General features: G+C 48.3%; 14 protein-coding genes. 12 read left to right on the top strand and 2 right to left on the bottom strand.

Features of this window, described 5'->3' with window-relative positions:
- The first annotated feature begins 489 nt into the window (after positions 1–489).
- The 12 genes from FOA19_RS10585 (at position 490) to ypfJ (ending at position 16,178) form a co-directional block, all read left to right on the top strand.
- Positions 490–1,194, top strand: coding sequence for a TetR/AcrR family transcriptional regulator (locus FOA19_RS10585; RefSeq protein ID WP_149090804.1), 705 nt, complete (start codon positions 490–492; stop codon positions 1,192–1,194).
- A 5-nt stretch (positions 1,195–1,199) separates the two neighbouring features.
- On the top strand, positions 1,200–2,924 hold the full coding sequence (locus tag FOA19_RS10590; protein WP_149090805.1) for a peptidase domain-containing ABC transporter: 1,725 nt from the start codon (positions 1,200–1,202) through the stop codon (positions 2,922–2,924).
- Positions 2,924–4,300 (top strand): HlyD family secretion protein, encoded by a 1,377-nt coding sequence (locus tag FOA19_RS10595; protein WP_149090806.1) that lies wholly within the window; start codon positions 2,924–2,926, stop codon positions 4,298–4,300. The genes FOA19_RS10590 and FOA19_RS10595 overlap by 1 nt, the downstream gene beginning before the upstream one ends.
- Positions 4,297–5,757: a TolC family protein gene (locus tag FOA19_RS10600; protein WP_149090807.1), complete on the top strand. Its 1,461-nt coding sequence runs from the start codon at positions 4,297–4,299 to the stop codon at positions 5,755–5,757. The genes FOA19_RS10595 and FOA19_RS10600 overlap by 4 nt, the downstream gene beginning before the upstream one ends.
- A 289-nt stretch (positions 5,758–6,046) precedes the next feature.
- Positions 6,047–6,913: an AraC family transcriptional regulator gene (locus FOA19_RS10605; RefSeq protein ID WP_190300366.1), complete on the top strand. Its 867-nt coding sequence runs from the start codon at positions 6,047–6,049 to the stop codon at positions 6,911–6,913.
- Between the two features lie 182 nt (positions 6,914–7,095).
- Complete coding sequence (locus tag FOA19_RS10610) at positions 7,096–7,575, top strand: cupin domain-containing protein (RefSeq protein ID WP_190300367.1); 480 nt, start codon at positions 7,096–7,098, stop codon at positions 7,573–7,575.
- Positions 7,576–7,610: 35 nt separating this feature from the next.
- On the top strand, positions 7,611–7,976 hold the full coding sequence (locus FOA19_RS10615; protein WP_149090810.1) for a hypothetical protein: 366 nt from the start codon (positions 7,611–7,613) through the stop codon (positions 7,974–7,976).
- A gap of 160 nt (positions 7,977–8,136) precedes the next feature.
- Positions 8,137–8,757, top strand: coding sequence for a YceI family protein (locus FOA19_RS10620; protein ID WP_149090811.1), 621 nt, complete (start codon positions 8,137–8,139; stop codon positions 8,755–8,757).
- A 272-nt stretch (positions 8,758–9,029) separates the two neighbouring features.
- Positions 9,030–10,991, top strand: coding sequence for a sialate O-acetylesterase (locus FOA19_RS10625; RefSeq protein WP_223808837.1), 1,962 nt, complete (start codon positions 9,030–9,032; stop codon positions 10,989–10,991).
- Positions 10,992–11,424: 433 nt separating this feature from the next.
- Positions 11,425–12,840 carry a serine hydrolase gene (locus tag FOA19_RS10630; protein ID WP_149090812.1) on the top strand — a complete coding sequence of 472 codons (1,416 nt, stop codon included), beginning with the start codon at positions 11,425–11,427 and terminating at the stop codon, positions 12,838–12,840.
- A gap of 614 nt (positions 12,841–13,454) precedes the next feature.
- Positions 13,455–14,495 (top strand): fatty acid desaturase family protein, encoded by a 1,041-nt coding sequence (locus FOA19_RS10635; RefSeq protein WP_149090813.1) that lies wholly within the window; start codon positions 13,455–13,457, stop codon positions 14,493–14,495.
- 777 nt (positions 14,496–15,272) lie between these two features.
- On the top strand, positions 15,273–16,178 hold the full coding sequence (ypfJ, locus tag FOA19_RS10640) for a KPN_02809 family neutral zinc metallopeptidase (protein WP_149090814.1): 906 nt from the start codon (positions 15,273–15,275) through the stop codon (positions 16,176–16,178).
- A 273-nt stretch (positions 16,179–16,451) separates the two neighbouring features.
- Here ypfJ and FOA19_RS10645 read toward each other — a convergent pair whose 3' ends face one another.
- Positions 16,452–17,183 carry a LytR/AlgR family response regulator transcription factor gene (locus FOA19_RS10645; protein WP_149090815.1) on the bottom strand — a complete coding sequence of 244 codons (732 nt, stop codon included), beginning with the start codon at positions 17,181–17,183 and terminating at the stop codon, positions 16,452–16,454.
- The gene (locus FOA19_RS10650; RefSeq protein ID WP_149090816.1) at positions 17,170–18,243 is read right to left on the bottom strand and encodes a sensor histidine kinase; all 1,074 of its coding nucleotides are present in this window, start codon (positions 18,241–18,243) and stop codon (positions 17,170–17,172) included. Before FOA19_RS10650 ends, FOA19_RS10645 begins: the two co-directional genes overlap by 14 nt.
- Positions 18,244–18,339: the final 96 nt, after the last annotated feature.

Genomic DNA, 18,339 nt, shown 5'->3' on the forward strand with positions numbered 1-18,339 from the left:
AGCAATAAGGTTGATGTTAAACTGCCTTGGCTTAATAATCTAACTGTTGCGATTTAATAAGGAACAAATAAAATAGAGAGTAAGCCAATGATAACTAACATTCTCATTTCCCTTTTAAGGCAATTTAACCTATCAATTACTTAAAGAGGCATTATAGGTCAGGTAACTTTTTTCTAGCTGAACCTATGAAGCACTATTAGCTATATAAATCTTCTCGAATGCCACTTAAGGCACGTCATGAGTTAAACACATCATCAACTCACCAAAATTTGGCTTAGATGCTTTTTGATTTTTAAGGGCCGATTCCCAAAAAATGCAGGCTTTAACCTACAAGTAAGCCCATGTAGTTCATTGGAATAAGTATTGCTACTGGAAAGCACTCTAACATAACGCTGCCTAATTAAAAAAGTAGTTGTTTTATATAAGATAGTAATACTATTAAATTAAAAAGTATTTATATATTTATGAAAAGTATAGCATTGATTAGCCATGAGCGCCACCATACGAATAGAATTGAATGAGAAACTTTTCCTGCGAGATCCGGAACAGACCGAATTAGGCAGGACCATTGTGAAGGAAAGTATCCGGCTTATTGATGAGCTGGGTTTTGAGCATTTCACCTTCAAAAAGCTGGCGCAGCACATGGCGTCAACTGAGGCCTCGGTGTACCGGTATTTTGAAAACAAGCACAAGCTGTTGCTGTACCTGATTTCCTGGTATTGGAATTGGCTGGATTACCGAATAAGCTACCATACCCACCATGTGGCAAATCCTTCTGAAAAACTGAGGACGTTCATTCGCATCCTAGCCGGAAGCCATGGAAGTGAGCCGCTGGTGGCCAATGTGGATGTGAATGCCCTGGCCCGGATTGTGGTACAGGAAGCTTCTAAGGCTTATCTGACAAAAGAAGTAGACACAGACAACAAAGCCGGACTGTTCAAGGATTACAAAAGCCTATGCCACAAGGTTGCTTTGATCGTGTTGGAGATAAACCCGGCATATCCTTTCCCGCATGCGCTGGTGAGTACGCTGTTTGAAACTGCCCGCAAGCACCTGTTTTTTGCCCAGCACCTGCCCTCCCTGACAGAGGTGAAACTGGAAAGCACCGGCAAAACGAACCTCGCCGATTTCCTGAGCCATCTGGCGTTTAGCTCGCTCTCAAATCCGGTTTCTTCTGCAGATTCAAGCCTTTAATACACATGGCACAACAAGTAACTGGAAAGCCCAGCCCCTTTAAGCGGTTTGTGGAACTTCTGTCTTCTGAACGGAAGGTGATTGGCTACATTTACCTCTACGCTGTTTTTTCAGGCATTGTGAACCTGTCGTTGCCTTTGGGGATTCAGAGCCTCATTGGGTTTGTTTCGGGTGGGCAGTTAGTGACCTCTGTCTCCGTGCTCATTTTCTTTATAGTGGTAGGGGTAGTGGTAGTGGGAGGGTTGCAGGTGATGCAGCTTTCGCTGGTAGAGCACATTCAGCAGCGCATTTTCGCGACCAAGGCTTTTCAGTTTACCACGCACCTTACCAAGATCAAAAGTAACGAGTTGGCGGCCCAGAACCTGCCCGAGTTGATGAACCGGTTCTTTGACGTGGTCTCCCTGCAGAAAGGGTTGGCCAAAATGCTCACCGATTTCTCGGCAGCGGCTATCCAGATCTTGTTCGGCCTCATCTTGCTTTCTTTTTACCATTCCTACTTTATTTTCTTTGGCCTGGTGCTCATTACCCTTTTGGTACTGGTGCTTCGGCTAACCAGCCCCAAAGGCATGCGCACCAGCCTAGAGGAATCTAAATACAAGTACCGGCTGGTGCATTGGCTGGAGGAGATGGCCCGCAACATTATGGTGTTCAAATCGGCCTCACATGAGAAGCTATCGTTGGAAAAAACAGACTACTATACCAGTGGGTACCTGAAAGCTCGCCAGGCGCACTTTAAAGTATTGATTACCCAGTACATTGGATTTGTGGGCTTTAAAACTGTGATCACGGCCGGACTGTTACTCATGGGTAGTTTGCTGCTCGTGAACCAGGAAATTAACCTGGGGCAGTTTGTCGCCTCGGAGATCATCATCATCTTAATTATCAGTGCCGTGGAAAAGCTGCTGGTGAAGCTGGATGTGGTGTATGATGTGTTGACCAGCCTGGAAAAACTGGGTGGCGTCACCGATCTGCCCATGGAAGAGAGCAAAGGATTATCCAGAGAACTTCCGGCTCCACATCAGGGAATCTCTGTTCAGATCAAAGACGTGGCCTTCCGCTATGCCGGGGCAAAGAAATGGGCCTTGCAGGGGGTGAACCTGACGGTAGCGCCCGGAGATAAGATCTGCCTGGCAGGCTCTGAAGAAGCCGGTAGGTCTACCTTGCTCCAGATCCTAGCCGGTATCCACACCGAGTATGAGGGCACGGTGGTATTCAACGGCTTGTCATTGCGCGAGTATGACCCCGAAGTGCTGCACGAGCAAATTGGATTTTACCTTTTGCCCGGCCGCTTGTTTGAAGGTACTATTCTGGAAAACATAACCATGGGGCAGCCTAACGTGAACCTGGACGATGTCCTGTGGGCGCTGCAGACGGTGGAACTCACTGATTATATTCAATCTCAGCCCGAAGGGCTCTATACCCTTATCCATAGCTACTCGCCGGGAGTGCCGGAGGGCATTCTCCAGCGGTTGGCCCTGGCCCGCAGCATTGCCCGCAAACCCAAATTGCTGCTGTTGGATAACTTTCTACCGACGGTAAAAAAGTCGCTTCGGGAGCGCATTGCCCAGCGGCTGGTTACTTCTGAAATATCCTGGACGGTGATCCTCCTCTCCAATGACCCGTCCATTATGCGCCTCTGCCACCGCGTTGCTCTGCTGCAAGGCGGCCGGGTGATGAAAGATTTGGTAAGTGAAAAAGCTACAGTTGAGGAGCTAAACAGCATTGTTTAATGGCAAAGCAGACTTCTAACCATCCCCTCCCGCAATCTTGGGAGCAGTTCAACTCCTTTCAGTTGGTGACCAAACCCCGCCTGGCCAAAGTCATGGCGTACTGGTGCGTGGCTTTGTTTGGCTTGTTGTTTATCGCTTCGCTGTTCCCTTGGACACAAAATATCCGTTCCGCTGGGTCCGTCACCACGCTGCAGCCGCAAGACCGACCCCAGATGGTACACAGCACCATTGCCGGCCGCATAGAGAAATGGCAGGTGCAGGAAGGCCAGAAAGTAAAGAAAGGCGATACTCTCATTGTGCTTTCTGAAGTGAAGGAGAAATACTTTGACCCCCAGTTGCTCAGCCGGATGAAGGAACAACTGCAGGCAAAAGGAGGGAGCTTGTCCGCCACTCAGGCCAAGGCAGATGCCCTTAAGAACCAGATCATCGCCTTGCAGGAAGGCTTGCAGTTCAGCTTACAGAAAGCCCGCAACAAAACTCGCCAAGCTTATCTAAAGGTGCAGAGCGACAGTGCAGACCTGGTAGCCATCATTGCGGAATACGAAGTGACGAAGGCGCAGTACGCCCGGCAGGAAAAATTGTATGAGCAAGGATTGAAATCTTTGACTGAGCTGGAAAGCCGCCGATTGAAGTTCCAGGAAGTGCAGGCCAAGCAGCAGAGCACGCTGAATAAGCTTAACATCAGCCGCAACGAACAGCAAAACGCCCGCATTGAGCTTTCGTCGCTGGAAGCGGAGTACCAAGACAAAATCTCCAAAGCCCGTTCAGACCTGAATGCTACTCTGGCTTATATCAATGATACCAAGGGGGAGATCTCCAAGATGCAGAATGAATACTCCAACACCCAAATTAGAAATTCCTTTTACCAGGTGACCGCACCACAGGACGGGTACGTGGTGAGGGCACTGAAAGCGGGTATTGGTGAAACTATCAAAGAGGGAGAGGCGGTCTGCAGCATCATGCCGGCCAACCCGGAGTTGGCGGTGCAATTGTATGTAGCGCTCATGGATGTGCCGCTGCTGGAGGTGGGGCGCCAGGTGCGCCTGCAGTTTGAAGGATGGCCGGCCTTGGTGTTCTCGGGGTGGCCTAACGTGGGGTTCGGTACGTTTGGCGGAAAAGTGGCCGTGATTGACAACATAGATAGTCAGGGCAAATACCGCATCCTGGTGGTTCCAGATCCAAACAGTGCTCCCTGGCCCGAAGCTATTCGAGTTGGCTCCGGGGCTTATGGTTGGGCCATGCTCAATGATGTACCCATTTATTATGAGTTCTGGCGGCAGTTGAATGCCTTTCCGCCCAACTATGTGGGAACGATGCAAGAAGAGCAGAAAGAAGGTAAGAAAGAAAAGGCAGAGACAGAAGGAGGCGACAAATGAAAGCAAGGCACACTCTCTTCGGGTGGATGGCAAGCGTTTGGCTGTTGCTTACCAGTGGGGCTTCCTTAGCGGGCGACACTACCGCTGTGTTCACCATCCAGGATCTGATGGGACAGATGGTGGTGCACCACCCGGTGGCCCGTCAGGCGCAGCAGCTCTCAGAGCAGGCGCTGCAAGAGATACGCATGGCCCGCGGGGCGTTTGATCCGGTGTTGGCTTCTAAATACTACAACAAAGAACTTGGTGGCAAGAATTACTTCACGCTTTGGGACAATGTGCTGAAGGTGCCGCTCTGGGTAGGCGAACTCAAAGCCGGGTACGAGCGAAACAGTGGGGTAAACGTGAACGGAGAAAACATTACTCCGCCTCAAGGTTTGAACTACGTGGGCATCTCGGTTCCGCTCGGGCAAGGCCTCCTGATAGATGAGCGTCGGGCTACGCTGTTGCAGGCTAAACAGGCGCAGGAACTAGCCGAGGCCGATCGGGTCAAGAACATCAATAAATTGTTGTTTGAGGCAGCCAAGGCTTATTGGGACTGGGCATACGCCTACCAGCGCTGGCAGTTGCTGGCTCAAGGCTACCAATTGGCCCAGGTGCGGCTGCAGGCGGTGAAAGAGCGCGTAAAGCAAGGCGATTTAGCGGCCATCGATTCAGTAGAAGCAAAAATAGAAGTGCAGAACCGATTGGCCTTACTTGGGCAAGCCCGGGTGGAAAGCCAGAATGCGGCCCTCATGGTTACTAATTTTCTATGGGGCGAAAACAACACTCCTCTGGAAATTCCTTCTGGCGTAGTTCCTTCGCTGAAAGGCACCGCTATTGAACCTATTTCTCCCGGCGAGTTAACGGACATGCTGACGAATGCCCAGGAACGCCATCCGGAGGTAACCAAATTACTGGTGAAACTGCGGCAGTTGGAGGTAGAACGGCGTTTCTCTCAGAATAAGTTACTGCCAAAGCTAAATTTGGAGTACAACCTCATAGGGTCGGGAGGAAGCTTAGGCTCCCAATGGCTGGAAGGAAGTTATGCCTCCAACAACTTCAAGCTGGGTGCTAGTTTTAGCGTTCCTATTTTATTGCGCCAGGAGCGCGGAAAGCTACAGGTCACCCGGCTTAAGATCAACGCCGCTCACCTGCAACTGAAGCAAACCTCACGCGAAAACCAGAATCAGGTGCAGGCCGCCTACAATGAACGGCAATTGCTGGAAGAGCAGATTGTATTGCAGGAGCAGATTATTGCCAACAATACCCTCCTGCGCAATGGAGAGCAGCAGCGGTTTGAGAACGGCGAAAGCTCCCTGTTCCTGATCAACACCCGCGAAATGAACCTGCTTACCCAACAGATTAAATTGCTGGAGCTTAAAAGCAAGTACGGCAAAGCCAAATACTACCTGCAATGGGCTGCCGGGAATCTGGCCGATGGCACCTCAGGTACTGCTCCCTTATCTTCACGTCTCTGAGGTTGGAGCATAACTAGAGTTTTATTGAAAAGAATTTAATCGATTTGGAGGTGAAGAGAAGGAGGTTGATACTAAGGCAATGACAAGCAATGTGGCTTGCATCTGCGCACATAGTTTTCTACTTTAAGGTACTGGTTTGTCAATGACTTATTTGCCAAATGAGCATGTTAAAGCTCCTTGAAAGGAATTTTAGATGGTGCTGGGATAGGGGATGTCGCTTTTGTACAAGTCAGTAGATAACAGCACGTGTACTTTTACTTGTCATTTAGATAGAATTGCCGGTAATCCTATGAAAGCAGAACTCTACAAACCAAGCCCCGCCCTAAGCAAGTACATTGACAATTACATGCTGGTGGATATTGACTGGAGGAACACTGAGTCCGTTTCTACCGTGTGGCGGTTGATTCCGTATGGCAAGGTGTCTATGCTGTTTTTATACGGCGAACCCCATGAATACAGCCTGAACGGTTCTGCAGACGCCATGCAGCGCACCCGGCAGGCTTTCCTGGTGGGGCAACTCACACAACCCATCTGGCTGAAGTTCACCGGCCACACCCGCCTGATCAAAATCCAGTTTAAGTCTTCCGGTGCCCAGAAGTTTTTGCCCATCAACATGGAGGAATTCAAGAACGTCCCCAGCTTGGATCTGGAGGCGGTGTGGGGCGGTTCCATCCACTTCTTATTAGAACAGATGGAGGAGGCCAGCTCGGACGCTGAGCGCATCAGCCGGTTGAACAGCTTCCTGGAAAAACGGTTGCTGCCCCAGCAAGACCTGGTGGATTACGTGGACTACACCATCCAGCAGATGAAATTGACCAACGGCAACGTGCCCATCAAAGGACTGGAGCAGAAACTGGGAATCAGCACCCGCCAATTGGAAAGAGTGTTCCGATACAAGATCGGGCTGTCACCCAAGGAAATGGCGAAACTGATTCGGTTGAACAATGCTTTCTCCTGCCTGGAAGCCGAACCCGCTATTTCCATGACTTCCTTGTCTGTGGATGCAGGCTACTATGACCAATCCCATTTCTCCCGCGACTTCAAGAGCATAGCGGGGGTAAGTCCCACCAAGCTGTTAGCCGAAAGCTCCAAAGAACTTTTCGTGACGCACGGGCAGTGCTTTATGAAACAGGTGGGCAGTGAGACCACTGTTTAACTCTGCTTATTCACTTGCAGAATATTCCTTTAGTAACCACAGAGGTGAAAAGGGGTATTCTGTTTTTATTTATAAAGGGGCATTTGTAATTAAGTAGTGATGAGGGGCGGAGGTCGTTTTTGTACAAGTTTAAGGTTGAGCGGTGTCCCATCTTTGTAATGTTAATCATAACCAATAAAGACATGGAAACATTACAAAATTTAAAAGCAGTAACCACCACCCAGGCCTACAGAAGTTACCAAGGCGGATTCTTCAAAGTGCTTCTTTCGCCGGAGCAAACCGGAGAAAGCATGGCCCTGGTAGACATGACTCTGCCCAGAGGTGCTGAACCACCCGTACACGTGCATAGCCGGGAAGACGAAACGTTTTACCTGCTTTCTGGCGAAATGACCTTTAAAATAGGAGACCAAACCATCAAGGCAGTAGCCGGCGATGCTGTCTTCGCCCCACGTCAGATTCCGCATCTGTTCAGCATTGAGTCTGAAAGCGCGCGCTTCCTGTCCTTGATCACGCCGGGACAGTTCCTGAACTACTTTCTGGAATTCAGTTTTCCGGCCGCCGAAGAGTTGACGGTTGTACCGCCGCAAGGGCCGCCACCCGCCGAAGTGATCATGCACATGACCTCGCAGTTGATAGGAAAGTATGGGGTGCTGTTTGTGTAAGCGCACCTTTCTCACCAGAAAATAGAAGTATTCGCATGAAGCAAGCCGTCCTTTTCAAATCCCCTCAGGTAACCGTGCACGAAATTGCTGGGCTGGGGGACGGGACTGCTTCACCGGCAAAGGCAGTACTCACTACTTCCAAGGTGACCATTCCGTTGGATGCCGCTGCTACCGAGGTGCTGGTGGGCTACCTAAAAATCATGAGGTCCTACTACACCGCTGCGCATCGGTCAAAGCACCTATTGAGTAGCCAATTGGACCAAGTTTCTCTCCATCTGGAAACAAGCCTGCAAAACAGAGGAAATAGCCTGGCAGAATACCAGGATGTCACGTACCTCATCCAGCAAATGGGCTGTCTCCATGACTGGGCCACCCTGCCTGCCGAGTACCAGAATGCTTAACCAAGTGCCTCCACAAGGAGAACGTCTTCGGGGGTAATCCCTCTTAACAAAAACTATCCCTTTTGTTACAAACCAGCTGCAACTTCTCCTCAGGAAGTGACCGGCTATTTCTTGCCTGAAAATCTAAAATCAACCCAAAAACAATACATCTATAAACGCCATGAAAAAAGCACTCTTATCCCTCCTTGTATTTTCTTTCGCCTTGAACCTGACCAGCTGCGAAGAAACGGAAGAGATCACCAAAACGGCTTACGCTGTAGAAGAAGAAAATTCTACCGTTAAATGGAAAGGCTACAGCCCCAGCCTGTACCACGACGGCTCCTTTAAGGTGACCAGCCCGGGCGTGGAGGTGGTAGACGGCAAAGTGAAATCCGGTACGTTCACCATTCCTATTGCCTCCATCCAAAACTTTGATTTAGAAGACCACGTGAAGCCCGCCTTGCTGGAGCATCTCAAAAGCCCTGATTTCTTCAACATGGTGCTGCACCCAAATGCTTCCTTTAAGATCACCAATGTTCAATCGTTGGCTTCTTCCAACGGTGGGGGAATAGCAAACGCCAACTATACCGTCACCGGAGATTTTACCCTATTAGGCCAGACACATGCCATTACCTTTCCGGCTAGGATCATGATGGAAGGTAGCAAAATCGAGATGAAAGCAGATTTCCAACTAGACAGAACCAAATGGGGGATGATGTATGCCGCAGACCCTGCACTTGGCGAACATCACATCCTCCCCAAAGTGGATATTTCCTTAGACATCAAAGGGCATAAGCAGTAATTTGAAAGTAAATTCTTCAACCATCTTCCAGTATGAGGGAGGCGTTGAAGAAGTAGTGTCAAATCAGAAGCACATCCAGAAGGAAGCCGCTCTTTATACAAGGAGTGGTTTTCTTCTGGATGTGCTTTTAGGTTTATTTTAGGAAATGCGTTTTAAGGAGTCCGTCTGATTTAAGCAAGGTTTTACCAAAACATCCCCAAACCAGGAGGGCTCTTTTTAACAATATTAATTAATTGTAGATTGCTCATCTGATTTTCCACCCCAATCTAAGAATGAGTAGAAGAAACATGTTCCGCGGGAAAGTAAAGTTTATTGTTGCCTTTTTGTGCCTGTTTCAGGCCGAGGCCTTCAGCCAGGTAAGACTGCCTAAACTGGTAAGCGACGGAATGGTGCTGCAGCGCGATGCCAAAACCAACATCTGGGGCTGGGCCGCGCCCGGCGAAAAAGTGACCGTTACCTTCCGGGGAAAATACTACAAAGCCACCACCAACCCCAGCGGGAAATGGGAAGTAGCCCTATCACCCATGAAGGCGGGTGGTCCTTACACCATGGACATCAAAGGCAGCAACCAGATTACCGTGAAAGACATTTTACTAGGCGATGTGTATTTCTGCTCCGGTCAGTCGAACATGGTACACCAAATGTCGCTGCATAATATCACTTATGCCAACGATATCATAACGGCTAATTACCCCCAAATCCGGCATTTTTGGATTCCCACCATGGCCAATATGGAAGGTCCTGCCCAGGATCTGCCAGCGGCTGCGGCTTGGAAATGGGCGAACCCTCAGGACGTGAATAACTTCTCCGCCGTGGCCTATTTCTTCGCTAGAAAACTGTACGACCGGTACAAAATTCCCATCGGGCTGATCAACGCCAGCGTAGGCGGCACGCCCATTGAAGCCTGGACCAGCGAAGATGGCCTGAAAGAATTCCCGACTGTCCTGTCCACCATAGAGAAAAACAAGGACACTAGCTACGTGAACCCTATTCAGCGCAGGGCGGCCGCCGTGGCAGCAGCTAACCGCCAAAAGCCTGAGCTGGACAAGGGCCTAACGGGAGCAGTGAAATGGTTTGACCCAGCGTATGTGCCCAAAGGGTGGCGCAACATCAACATCCCCGGCTATTGGGAAGACCAGGGTATCAGGGACCTGAACGGAGCCGTGTGGTACCGCCGCGAGATTGAGGTTCCGGCTTCCATGGTGGGCGTACCCGCTAAGGTGTTCCTGGGTCGCATCGTGGACGCTGATTTCCTGTACATTAACGGAAAACAAGTCGGAAACACAGGGTACCAGTATCCGCAGAGAAGGTACAGCGTTCCGGCTGGTACCTTGAAAGCGGGAAAAAACCTCTTTGTGGTACGCGTGCTGAACCAAGGCGGTAAGGGCGGCTTTGTGCCAGATAAACCCTACTACCTGGAGGCCAACGGCCAAACCGTTGACCTGAAAGGCACCTGGCAATACAAAGTGGGCGATGTGTACCGTCCAGCTATTGGTCCAATTGAAGGCGGCATCAGCGCTCCGAACCAACCCACGGCTTTGTACAACGCCATGGTGGCCCCGGCCATTGACTACACGCTTAAAGGTATCTTGTGGTATCAAGGCGAAAGCAATTCCGGTAATCCTACGGAGTACAAAAAGCTGTTACCGGCGTTGATTGCAGACTGGCGCGCCAAGTGGGGACAAGGCAACCTGCCATTTCTATTCGTGCAGCTTCCCAACTTCATGGAGGCAAATTACCTGCCTTCTGAAAGCAACTGGGCCCTTATGCGGGAAGCTGCCCTGCAAACCCTTTCGGTACCTAACACGGCCATGGCCGTTACCATTGAATTAGGCGAGTGGAACGACATCCACCCGGACAACAAGAAAGACGTGGGCGAACGGTTGGCCTTGGCCGCCATGAAGCTGATCTACGGCGATAAAAAGATCGTGTCTTCCGGTCCGCTGTACCAGTCTTCCAAGGTCGAGGGGAATAAGATCTTCCTGAATTTCACCAATGTGGGAAGCGGCTTGATTTCCATTGACGAAGAGGAACTCAGCCAGTTTGCCATTGCCGGAGCCGATAAAAAGTTTATATGGGCCAACGCAAAAATTGAGGGCGACAAAGTGGTGGTGTGGAGCGATGAAGTGCCAGAACCGAAATTCGTTCGCTACGCCTGGGCCGATAACCCCGACAGCGCCAACCTCTATAACAAAGAGAAGTTACCCGCTTCCCCTTTCCGCACCGATAAGTAAGAAGTAGGTCTTGTAGGGGAACATCAGAGTCCCTTCGGTAGACACCGAAGGGCTTTTTTTGTAGATGGGCAATCAGATGCATTTGATTCCTTGTTCACCTGTTACTAGGCAATAGCGCATTTTGTGGTTTCCCTTCAAAAGAGGGGGGTGAACCTGATAGGGGTTTTGCGCTTTTAAGTGGTCATTTGAATGCCCTAGCAAAGACTAGAATCATATACGTGGGGTGTCTAATTCCTTACTTATGGTTCTGAACGGCAGCTTCAAATCAATCTGCCTCATTCAGGCAACCTGTTTTCACAAGCCCGCATCTAAAAAGTGAAAGGCCAGCGACAACCGCTACCGCTTACGAACCTAAACCCCTAACCCCTTTATGCAACCACAGAGATTTACCTCTAACGTTTTGTGGCTTTTTTTTTGCTTTTTAGTTCTAACCATGGGGCTGCACAGCCAGCCTGCGTGGGCGCAAACCGATAGCGTGGATGTATTCCTGAAGAAGATCATGCAGGAGCGCGCTATCCCTGGCATGCAAGTAGCGGTTGTGCGCCATGGTCAGATTATCAAACTGGGGGCTTATGGGGTGGCCAGTCTGGAATATGAAGTGCCGGTGACCAACCAGACGGTTTTTTCGCTTAACTCCATCACCAAATCCTTTACAGGTGTAGCGTTGATGCAACTGGTAGAGAAAGGAAAGCTGGATGTAAATGCACCTATCTCCACGTACTTGCCCGACCTGCCCGAAACCTGGAGGCAACTCACCGTAAAACAACTGGCTTCCCATACCTCGGGCCTGCCCAATGTTATTGACCCTGAAACTGGCGAATGGACTTTCCATAACTTGGATGACGCCGGTTGGGCGAAAACCCTGACCATGCCCCATGAGTTTGCCGCCGGCCAAAAGTTTAGTTACAACCAAACGGGCTACGTGCTGCTGGGGCTCCTCATAAACGAGTTGACTGGTAAACCCTTCTCTGAGTATATAGCAGAGCGTCAATTGAAAGTTGTTGGCATGGGCAAAACCGGCTTCGGAGATTTCAAAGATGTTGTTCCCAATCTGGCTAAACCCTATGCCGTCCGGAACCGGAAGCACCAGAACGTGGCAGAAAGGTTTCCGGTAGGCGGCAGAACCGCCGCCGGCATGTATAGCACCGCCCAAGAGGTAGCCCAATGGACCATCGCTTTGCAAACTGGAAAACTCTTGAAAAACGCCAGCAGTCTTAACACGCTTTGGACTCCGATTTCTTTAAACAACCATAAAATAGGAGGGTTCTCCAAGTTGCTGAATGGGTACGCGTTGGGCTGGCCGGTCATGAGCAGACCCGAGCATCCTGCGGTAGGCGGCATAGGCGGGGGTAGGTCTGCGGTTTTCATTTACCCCAAGGATAGCCTCACCATTGTTGTGCTGACCAACCGCCTTGGGTGCGCGCCTGAGAGTTTTATAGATGAACTGGCCGGTTTCTATGTTCCGGCCATGAAACCCTCTACCGGATTTGGGCTGCCACCGGAGGTGTTGGTGTTGCACAAAGCATTGTACAAAAAAGGCTTTCAACATGCCCAGGAGATTGTGCGGGAATTAAAGCGGAAGGACAAGAACTACCAGGTGTCTGAGGATGATCTAAACGCGTGGGGCTACCTGCTCTGGAAACAGGGTCAACTGCAAAACGCCCTTGCCGTGTTCAAGCTCAACATTGCCCTGTACCCCAACAGCGGCAACACCTATGACAGCTACGCCGAAGCCCTCCTGGAAAGCGGCCAAAAAGACCTAGCCATTCAGAACTACAAGCGTGCCTTGGCTTTAAATCCGAAGAACGTTGGTGCGATGAGACAACTGCAAGTCTTGGAAGGCAAGTAGGATCTTCCTGCGAAACGAACTACCTGTGTTTGAAAGGAGTTTTTTTGTAAGTTGATGGCACCGGTAGCGTAAGCAAAGGTTTTAGATATCGAAGAGAAAACGCATTACTCGTTTACATATAGCAAAGCGGTTTAGGACCTGTTTTTGAAAAACAGGTCCTAAACCGCTTTATCTTTTAATACTACTAGATCCACTCAGTAAATTTTGGAAGGTGTTAAGGGTGGGATAGAGCAAACCAAAACCGTCACTTCTAAGCCAGCTTTCTGAGTTTTCCTGCTGCCCAGAATGGCTTTGGCGGGAGGGGTGACCATCAACTGATGAAGGCCATTGTCCAGCAGTTTTTTGTTTGTGGGCTTTCTGATGTCCAGTTTGCGGCAGGTGAACTTTAGACAAAATTAATTCTGTCTCCCTATGCCTTTTAAAGGTGTTGTGGAAGGAGCTTCTTATTAGCCGAAACTATCGGTCAGAATTGGATTAATGAAATGTAAGGGCTTTCCTATAAGGTGCCTTATTCCTTCTGAAAACCTAATATTAACCTGAATAGGTTTGTAATTGTTAGTATTTAGGGATTTAGTTTTGTATATTCCTTCTACTTGGTCCAAAACTTACATTTCATGAAAACCTTAACCGCTGTCACCGATCCCTGCGGGGTAGGAAAGCCTGTCTCTGCGATTGACTATTTTTTCGTGAAATATCTGAACGATGAACGGGACCTGCCCTTTGTTTACCTGACCATCAAAATAAGCCTGATCCTAATTCCATTTAGTGTTCTTTTATATATGCCTTTCATCACAGGCTGGGTGTGGTGGGTTTTGGCCCTTTTGTATTTGATCATCAATAATGCAATATTTAAAGGAACGTTTGGTTTGATGTTTCACTGTATCAACCACCGTCCTTTGTTCAAAAATGCCTATAAATATTGGAACAATTATTTGCCTTGGGTATTAGGACCTTTTTTCGGGCAAAGTCCTGAGACCTATTTCAGCCACCACATAGGCATGCACCATGTGGAGGGCAACATGCCGGAAGACGAAAGCAGCACCATGACCTATCAGCGCGATAGTGTCAGGTCTTTCCTGAAATACAACGGCTTGTTCATGATTGCGGGAGTGGCAGACCTTTTCAACTATTTGCTCAGGAAAAAAAGACGCAAGCTTGCTAGAAGGACCGTGGTAGGGGAAGTCTTCTATATTTCTTTATGCGTTGGCCTAAGCTTTATCAGCTTTCCGGCCACTTTGTTTGTATTCATTATTCCCCTCTTTATTTTCAGGTTCATTGCCATGTTAGGGAATTGGACCCAACACTCGTTCGTGGATGCCAGCGATCCGGCAAACCCTTACAAAAACAGCATCACCTGTATAAACGTGAAGTACAACCATAAATGCTGGAATGACGGCTATCATATCAGCCATCATGAGCGCCCCGCCATGCACTGGTCTGAGTATCCCAACTTCTTTCTTAAAAACCAAGCAAAGTACCGGCAGAACCAAGCCATTGTTTTCGATGGATTGGATTACGCCAGAGTTTTCTTTTACCTGATGTCTAAACGGTATGATGTGCTGGCCCGTCACTTGTTAAACATAGATAATGCTTTTGCCAGTGAACAGGAAGCCGTCACTCTCTTAAAAGAACGCACAAAACCCATTCTGATCTAATGGAATAGTATGGTCACAGTAGATCATGAATGGCGAGAGAATCTTTGGTAAGCGTTATTGTTTGATTGAAGCCGAAATGCTTGGGCGGTTCAGAAACTAATCGGGCAAGAACAATAATTTTTGGAGAGCATCCCTAAAAACCTCCTGCACAAAATCATGAAACTGCCGCTAGCGTGGTAAAACTGAAGCTTTATTATATGGACATGCGATGCTGTTCAAGCTGGAAGCTCAAACCGAGTTGGTAGCAACATAAAGTTGATTATGGAGACCATAAACAAACCTTCCCCTCCAGCGTTGAGAACGTCTACCTACAAAGCTTGGGTTACAAAGGTTTGTTTTCATGTTTCAGGTTTAGCCAAATTTAACAAGGGCTTTCCTGTACTAAACGAGCCCATTTAAGACATCCCATCCCTCAAGTACAAGCCTTCTTCTGAACACAACCTCCGCTTAATAATGGTTGGCCTGAATGCGATGAAAGGTTTTCATAATCAAGTCTAAAGCCTGCAACAAACTGCTCTCAGTTCAAAGGCCGATTACAGCTTGCCCGACTCTTGTAACCTGCAGAGCCATGGTTTTCTTCCAAAAGGGAGGTGCAAGTTCAGCAGGTTCCTACATGACATGACAATTGCCTCTATACACTCAAACAGAGCAACTGCGGGAACTTCACGCATCCTAGGAGGGGTGCTCACCGTTAAACTGCTCAGGTAGGGGCTTCCCGGCGGCCAAGTTGGGAACATCCGAATACGTTACCCTTCACTTCATTCAAATTAGATAATCATGAAATGGCAAGGCAGAAGAAAAAGCAGCAATATAGAAGACCGTAGGGGAGAAGGTGGAAGCGGGTTCGGAGGCGGAGGCGGCAGGGGCATAAGCCCCATGCTGCTCTTGCCTTTGTTCCGGCTCCTTTTCTCTAAGGCGGGGCTGGTTGTGGTCGCCATAATCGCTGTGGTGCTATTTTTGACAGGAACCAACCCGTTAACACTCCTGCAGCAGTTCGTGGGTGGGGAGCCGCAGTATGCCCAGTCAAGCCCCTCCCAGCGGAGCCCGGAGGAGCAGGCCCTTGCCGACCAGACGGCCACTGTACTGGCAGATTCCGAGGACGTTTGGAACAAGCTGATACAAGGGTACCGGGAACCCACCCTGGTGCTGTTCACCGAGCAGGTGACCTCGGCCTGCGGACTCGCCTCGGCCGCCTCTGGGCCTTTTTACTGCCCCGGGGACGAGAAGCTGTACATAGACCTGGGCTTTTTCGGCGAGATGGAGAACAGGCTAGGCGCCGAGGGGGACTTCGCACAGGCCTACGTGGTGGGTCATGAGGTGGGGCACCACGTGCAGAAACTCCTTGGCACCATGGAGCAGGTGAACGCGATGCGGGGTCGATTGTCGGAGACGGAGTTCAACCGGTTAATGGTACGGGTAGAACTGCAGGCTGATTTCTATGCCGGCCTGTGGGCACACCATACCCAGAGGGCGACCGGGTTCCTGGAGCCGGGAGACCTGGAGGAGGCCTTGAACGCGGCAAGCGCCATCGGTGATGACCACTTACAGAGGCAGTCCACCGGCAGGGTAGTGCCGGACTCCTTTACCCACGGCACCTCCGCCCAGAGGGTAAGATGGTTCAGGAAAGGATTCGAAACTGGTGATATGTCTCAAGGCGACACCTTCAACGCTGCCGAGTTGTAGGGCTACACCAGTAAGGAGAATATTAGGCTTGGTCCTTGGGCAAAAAACGAATGATTAGGGAGGCAGCTAGAAGAATTTGTACGTAAATGCGTACGCACCGAAAACAAAAAATATAGTAAGTTCTTGTCTTAGTGGCTTTTGCTTTTACGCTGTAGACCGTAGGATAGAATTATCGAACCTTTTCCACCATGATTTAATGCATTTAAAGCGGTATCTGGATACGTAGATCAAAATTTCTAAATGGTAATCAGAATAAGTTAAGAAGAGATCAACTTATTTTGCATTTGCCTTCAGAGTACTATTAAAAATATCGCTATACATTCTTCCGATAGGGATGTAATTATCCTGTATAACAACATAACTACTGTTGAAGGCTTCTACTTTATCTAAAGAGATGATGAATGATCTGTGTACCCGGGAAAACAAAGTATCAGGTAATTTCTCTTCCATTTCTGAAATGGCCTGGTATGTGCGATAAACCTCACATTTAGTATGTATCAATAAGCAGTTTCGTTGGGCTTCAAGGTAAAGGATATCATCCAAATAGATCTTTACCATTTTACGGTCACACTTAACAAAAATAAATGGCCTTTCAGCCGGTTTATTTTGCGTTGGAAAAATTATGGGATTATTGGATTGGTAAAGAGTAAGAAAGCGGTTTACAGCTCTGGAAAACCTTTCAAATGAGATAGGTTTCAGAAGGTAATCTACTGCATTTAACTCAAATCCTTGAACAGCATATTCGGTATATGCTGTTGTAAAGATTATGCCTGTGGAGTTCTTTATTGTTTCGGCGACCTTATTACCCGGCATGCCAGGTAAATTAATGTCTAAAAAGACTAAGTCAACTTTCCCCGAATTCAAAACTTCAAGTGCTTTTGTACTGCTGCTGAAAGTCCCTATCAATTTAAGAAAATGAAACCGGGCAATATGCATTTGCAGTACGGTAGCTGCCGGTAATTCATCCTCAATGATAATGCAGTTGATGTCGTCATGCGGCTGCATATAGTTTTATTTTTAGGGATATAAAATAACTGTCTTCCTGTTCAGAGACATTCAAGGAATGATTTTCAGGGTAAAGTAGAGTGAGTCGCTTTTTAACGTTCACGATCCCAAATCCGCTTTGCCCTTCCAGAGCTTCATCAACAGATTTCTTTCTTGGGATACTGTTTTCTACTTTCAATGTAAGGCAATTTTCTTTTATGGAAATATAGATGGTGATCCAGCCATTCTCCCTTTCATCGTTCATGCAATGCTTAAAACTGTTTTCTATGAAGGGCAGCATCAGGAAAGGTTCTATCATCTTGTTTGTAACTTCACCCGTAACTGAAAAGCTCAGGTCAATCCGGTTATTGAAGCGCATTTGCTGCAGCGCAATGTAATTGCTGAGATACCGAATTTCTTTTTCAAGCGAAATGGTTTTGTCGTTTGCCTCATACACAGAAAAGCGCAGCAGCGAAGAAATCTGAAGCAACATATCTGCTGCATCATCTGATTTGGCCAGTATTCTGGAATAGAGGCTGTTCAGTACATTGAACATGAAATGAGGGTGAAACTGGTTTCGCAAAGAATTTAACTCAGCTTGCATTTTTTCTGCCTGAATGGCCTGAGCTCTGTTCTTCTCTTTTGCCCAATAGTAAAAAAGCTTAATGGAAAAAGGTACGGTAACCACAAACTGCAGTTTAATAACACTGTACAAGTACGGGGCTGTGCTCAATAAGGGCTCTTTTACCCAATTAGTCAGGAAGTAACTTAGGATGATGTGGTTATCTATCAATCTTTGTAGGAAAGCGAAGATTACCAGGAGACATGTATAAATGATGAGAAAGCTTATTATCCTGTTCTGGAAGAACATGGTATCCATCAGCCCCTCCACTACAAGCAGAACAAAAATTATTTTTGGAAGAAGACTGAATAATTCATTATAGAAAGCAGTCGAAATATCCCTGGAAGCAAAACCCTGCAAAAGACTGAACAGCACCACGTAGCCTGCCCAATATATTACATACATAGTGCGTTTGCCTGCCCTGGTGGGTGTAAAAACCTCTGTCTTTAGCTGGGTCATAAGTAGGGTGGGTGAGTCCAGTGAAGTGCATGCAAAGTAAGGACTTTACTCTTTATCTATTTATCCAAGCAAAGAATACCTTCCTATAAGGTCCAA

The sequence above is a fragment of the Rufibacter hautae genome (assembly GCF_008271695.1).
Taxonomy (GTDB): Bacteria; Bacteroidota; Bacteroidia; order Cytophagales; family Hymenobacteraceae; genus Nibribacter; species Nibribacter hautae.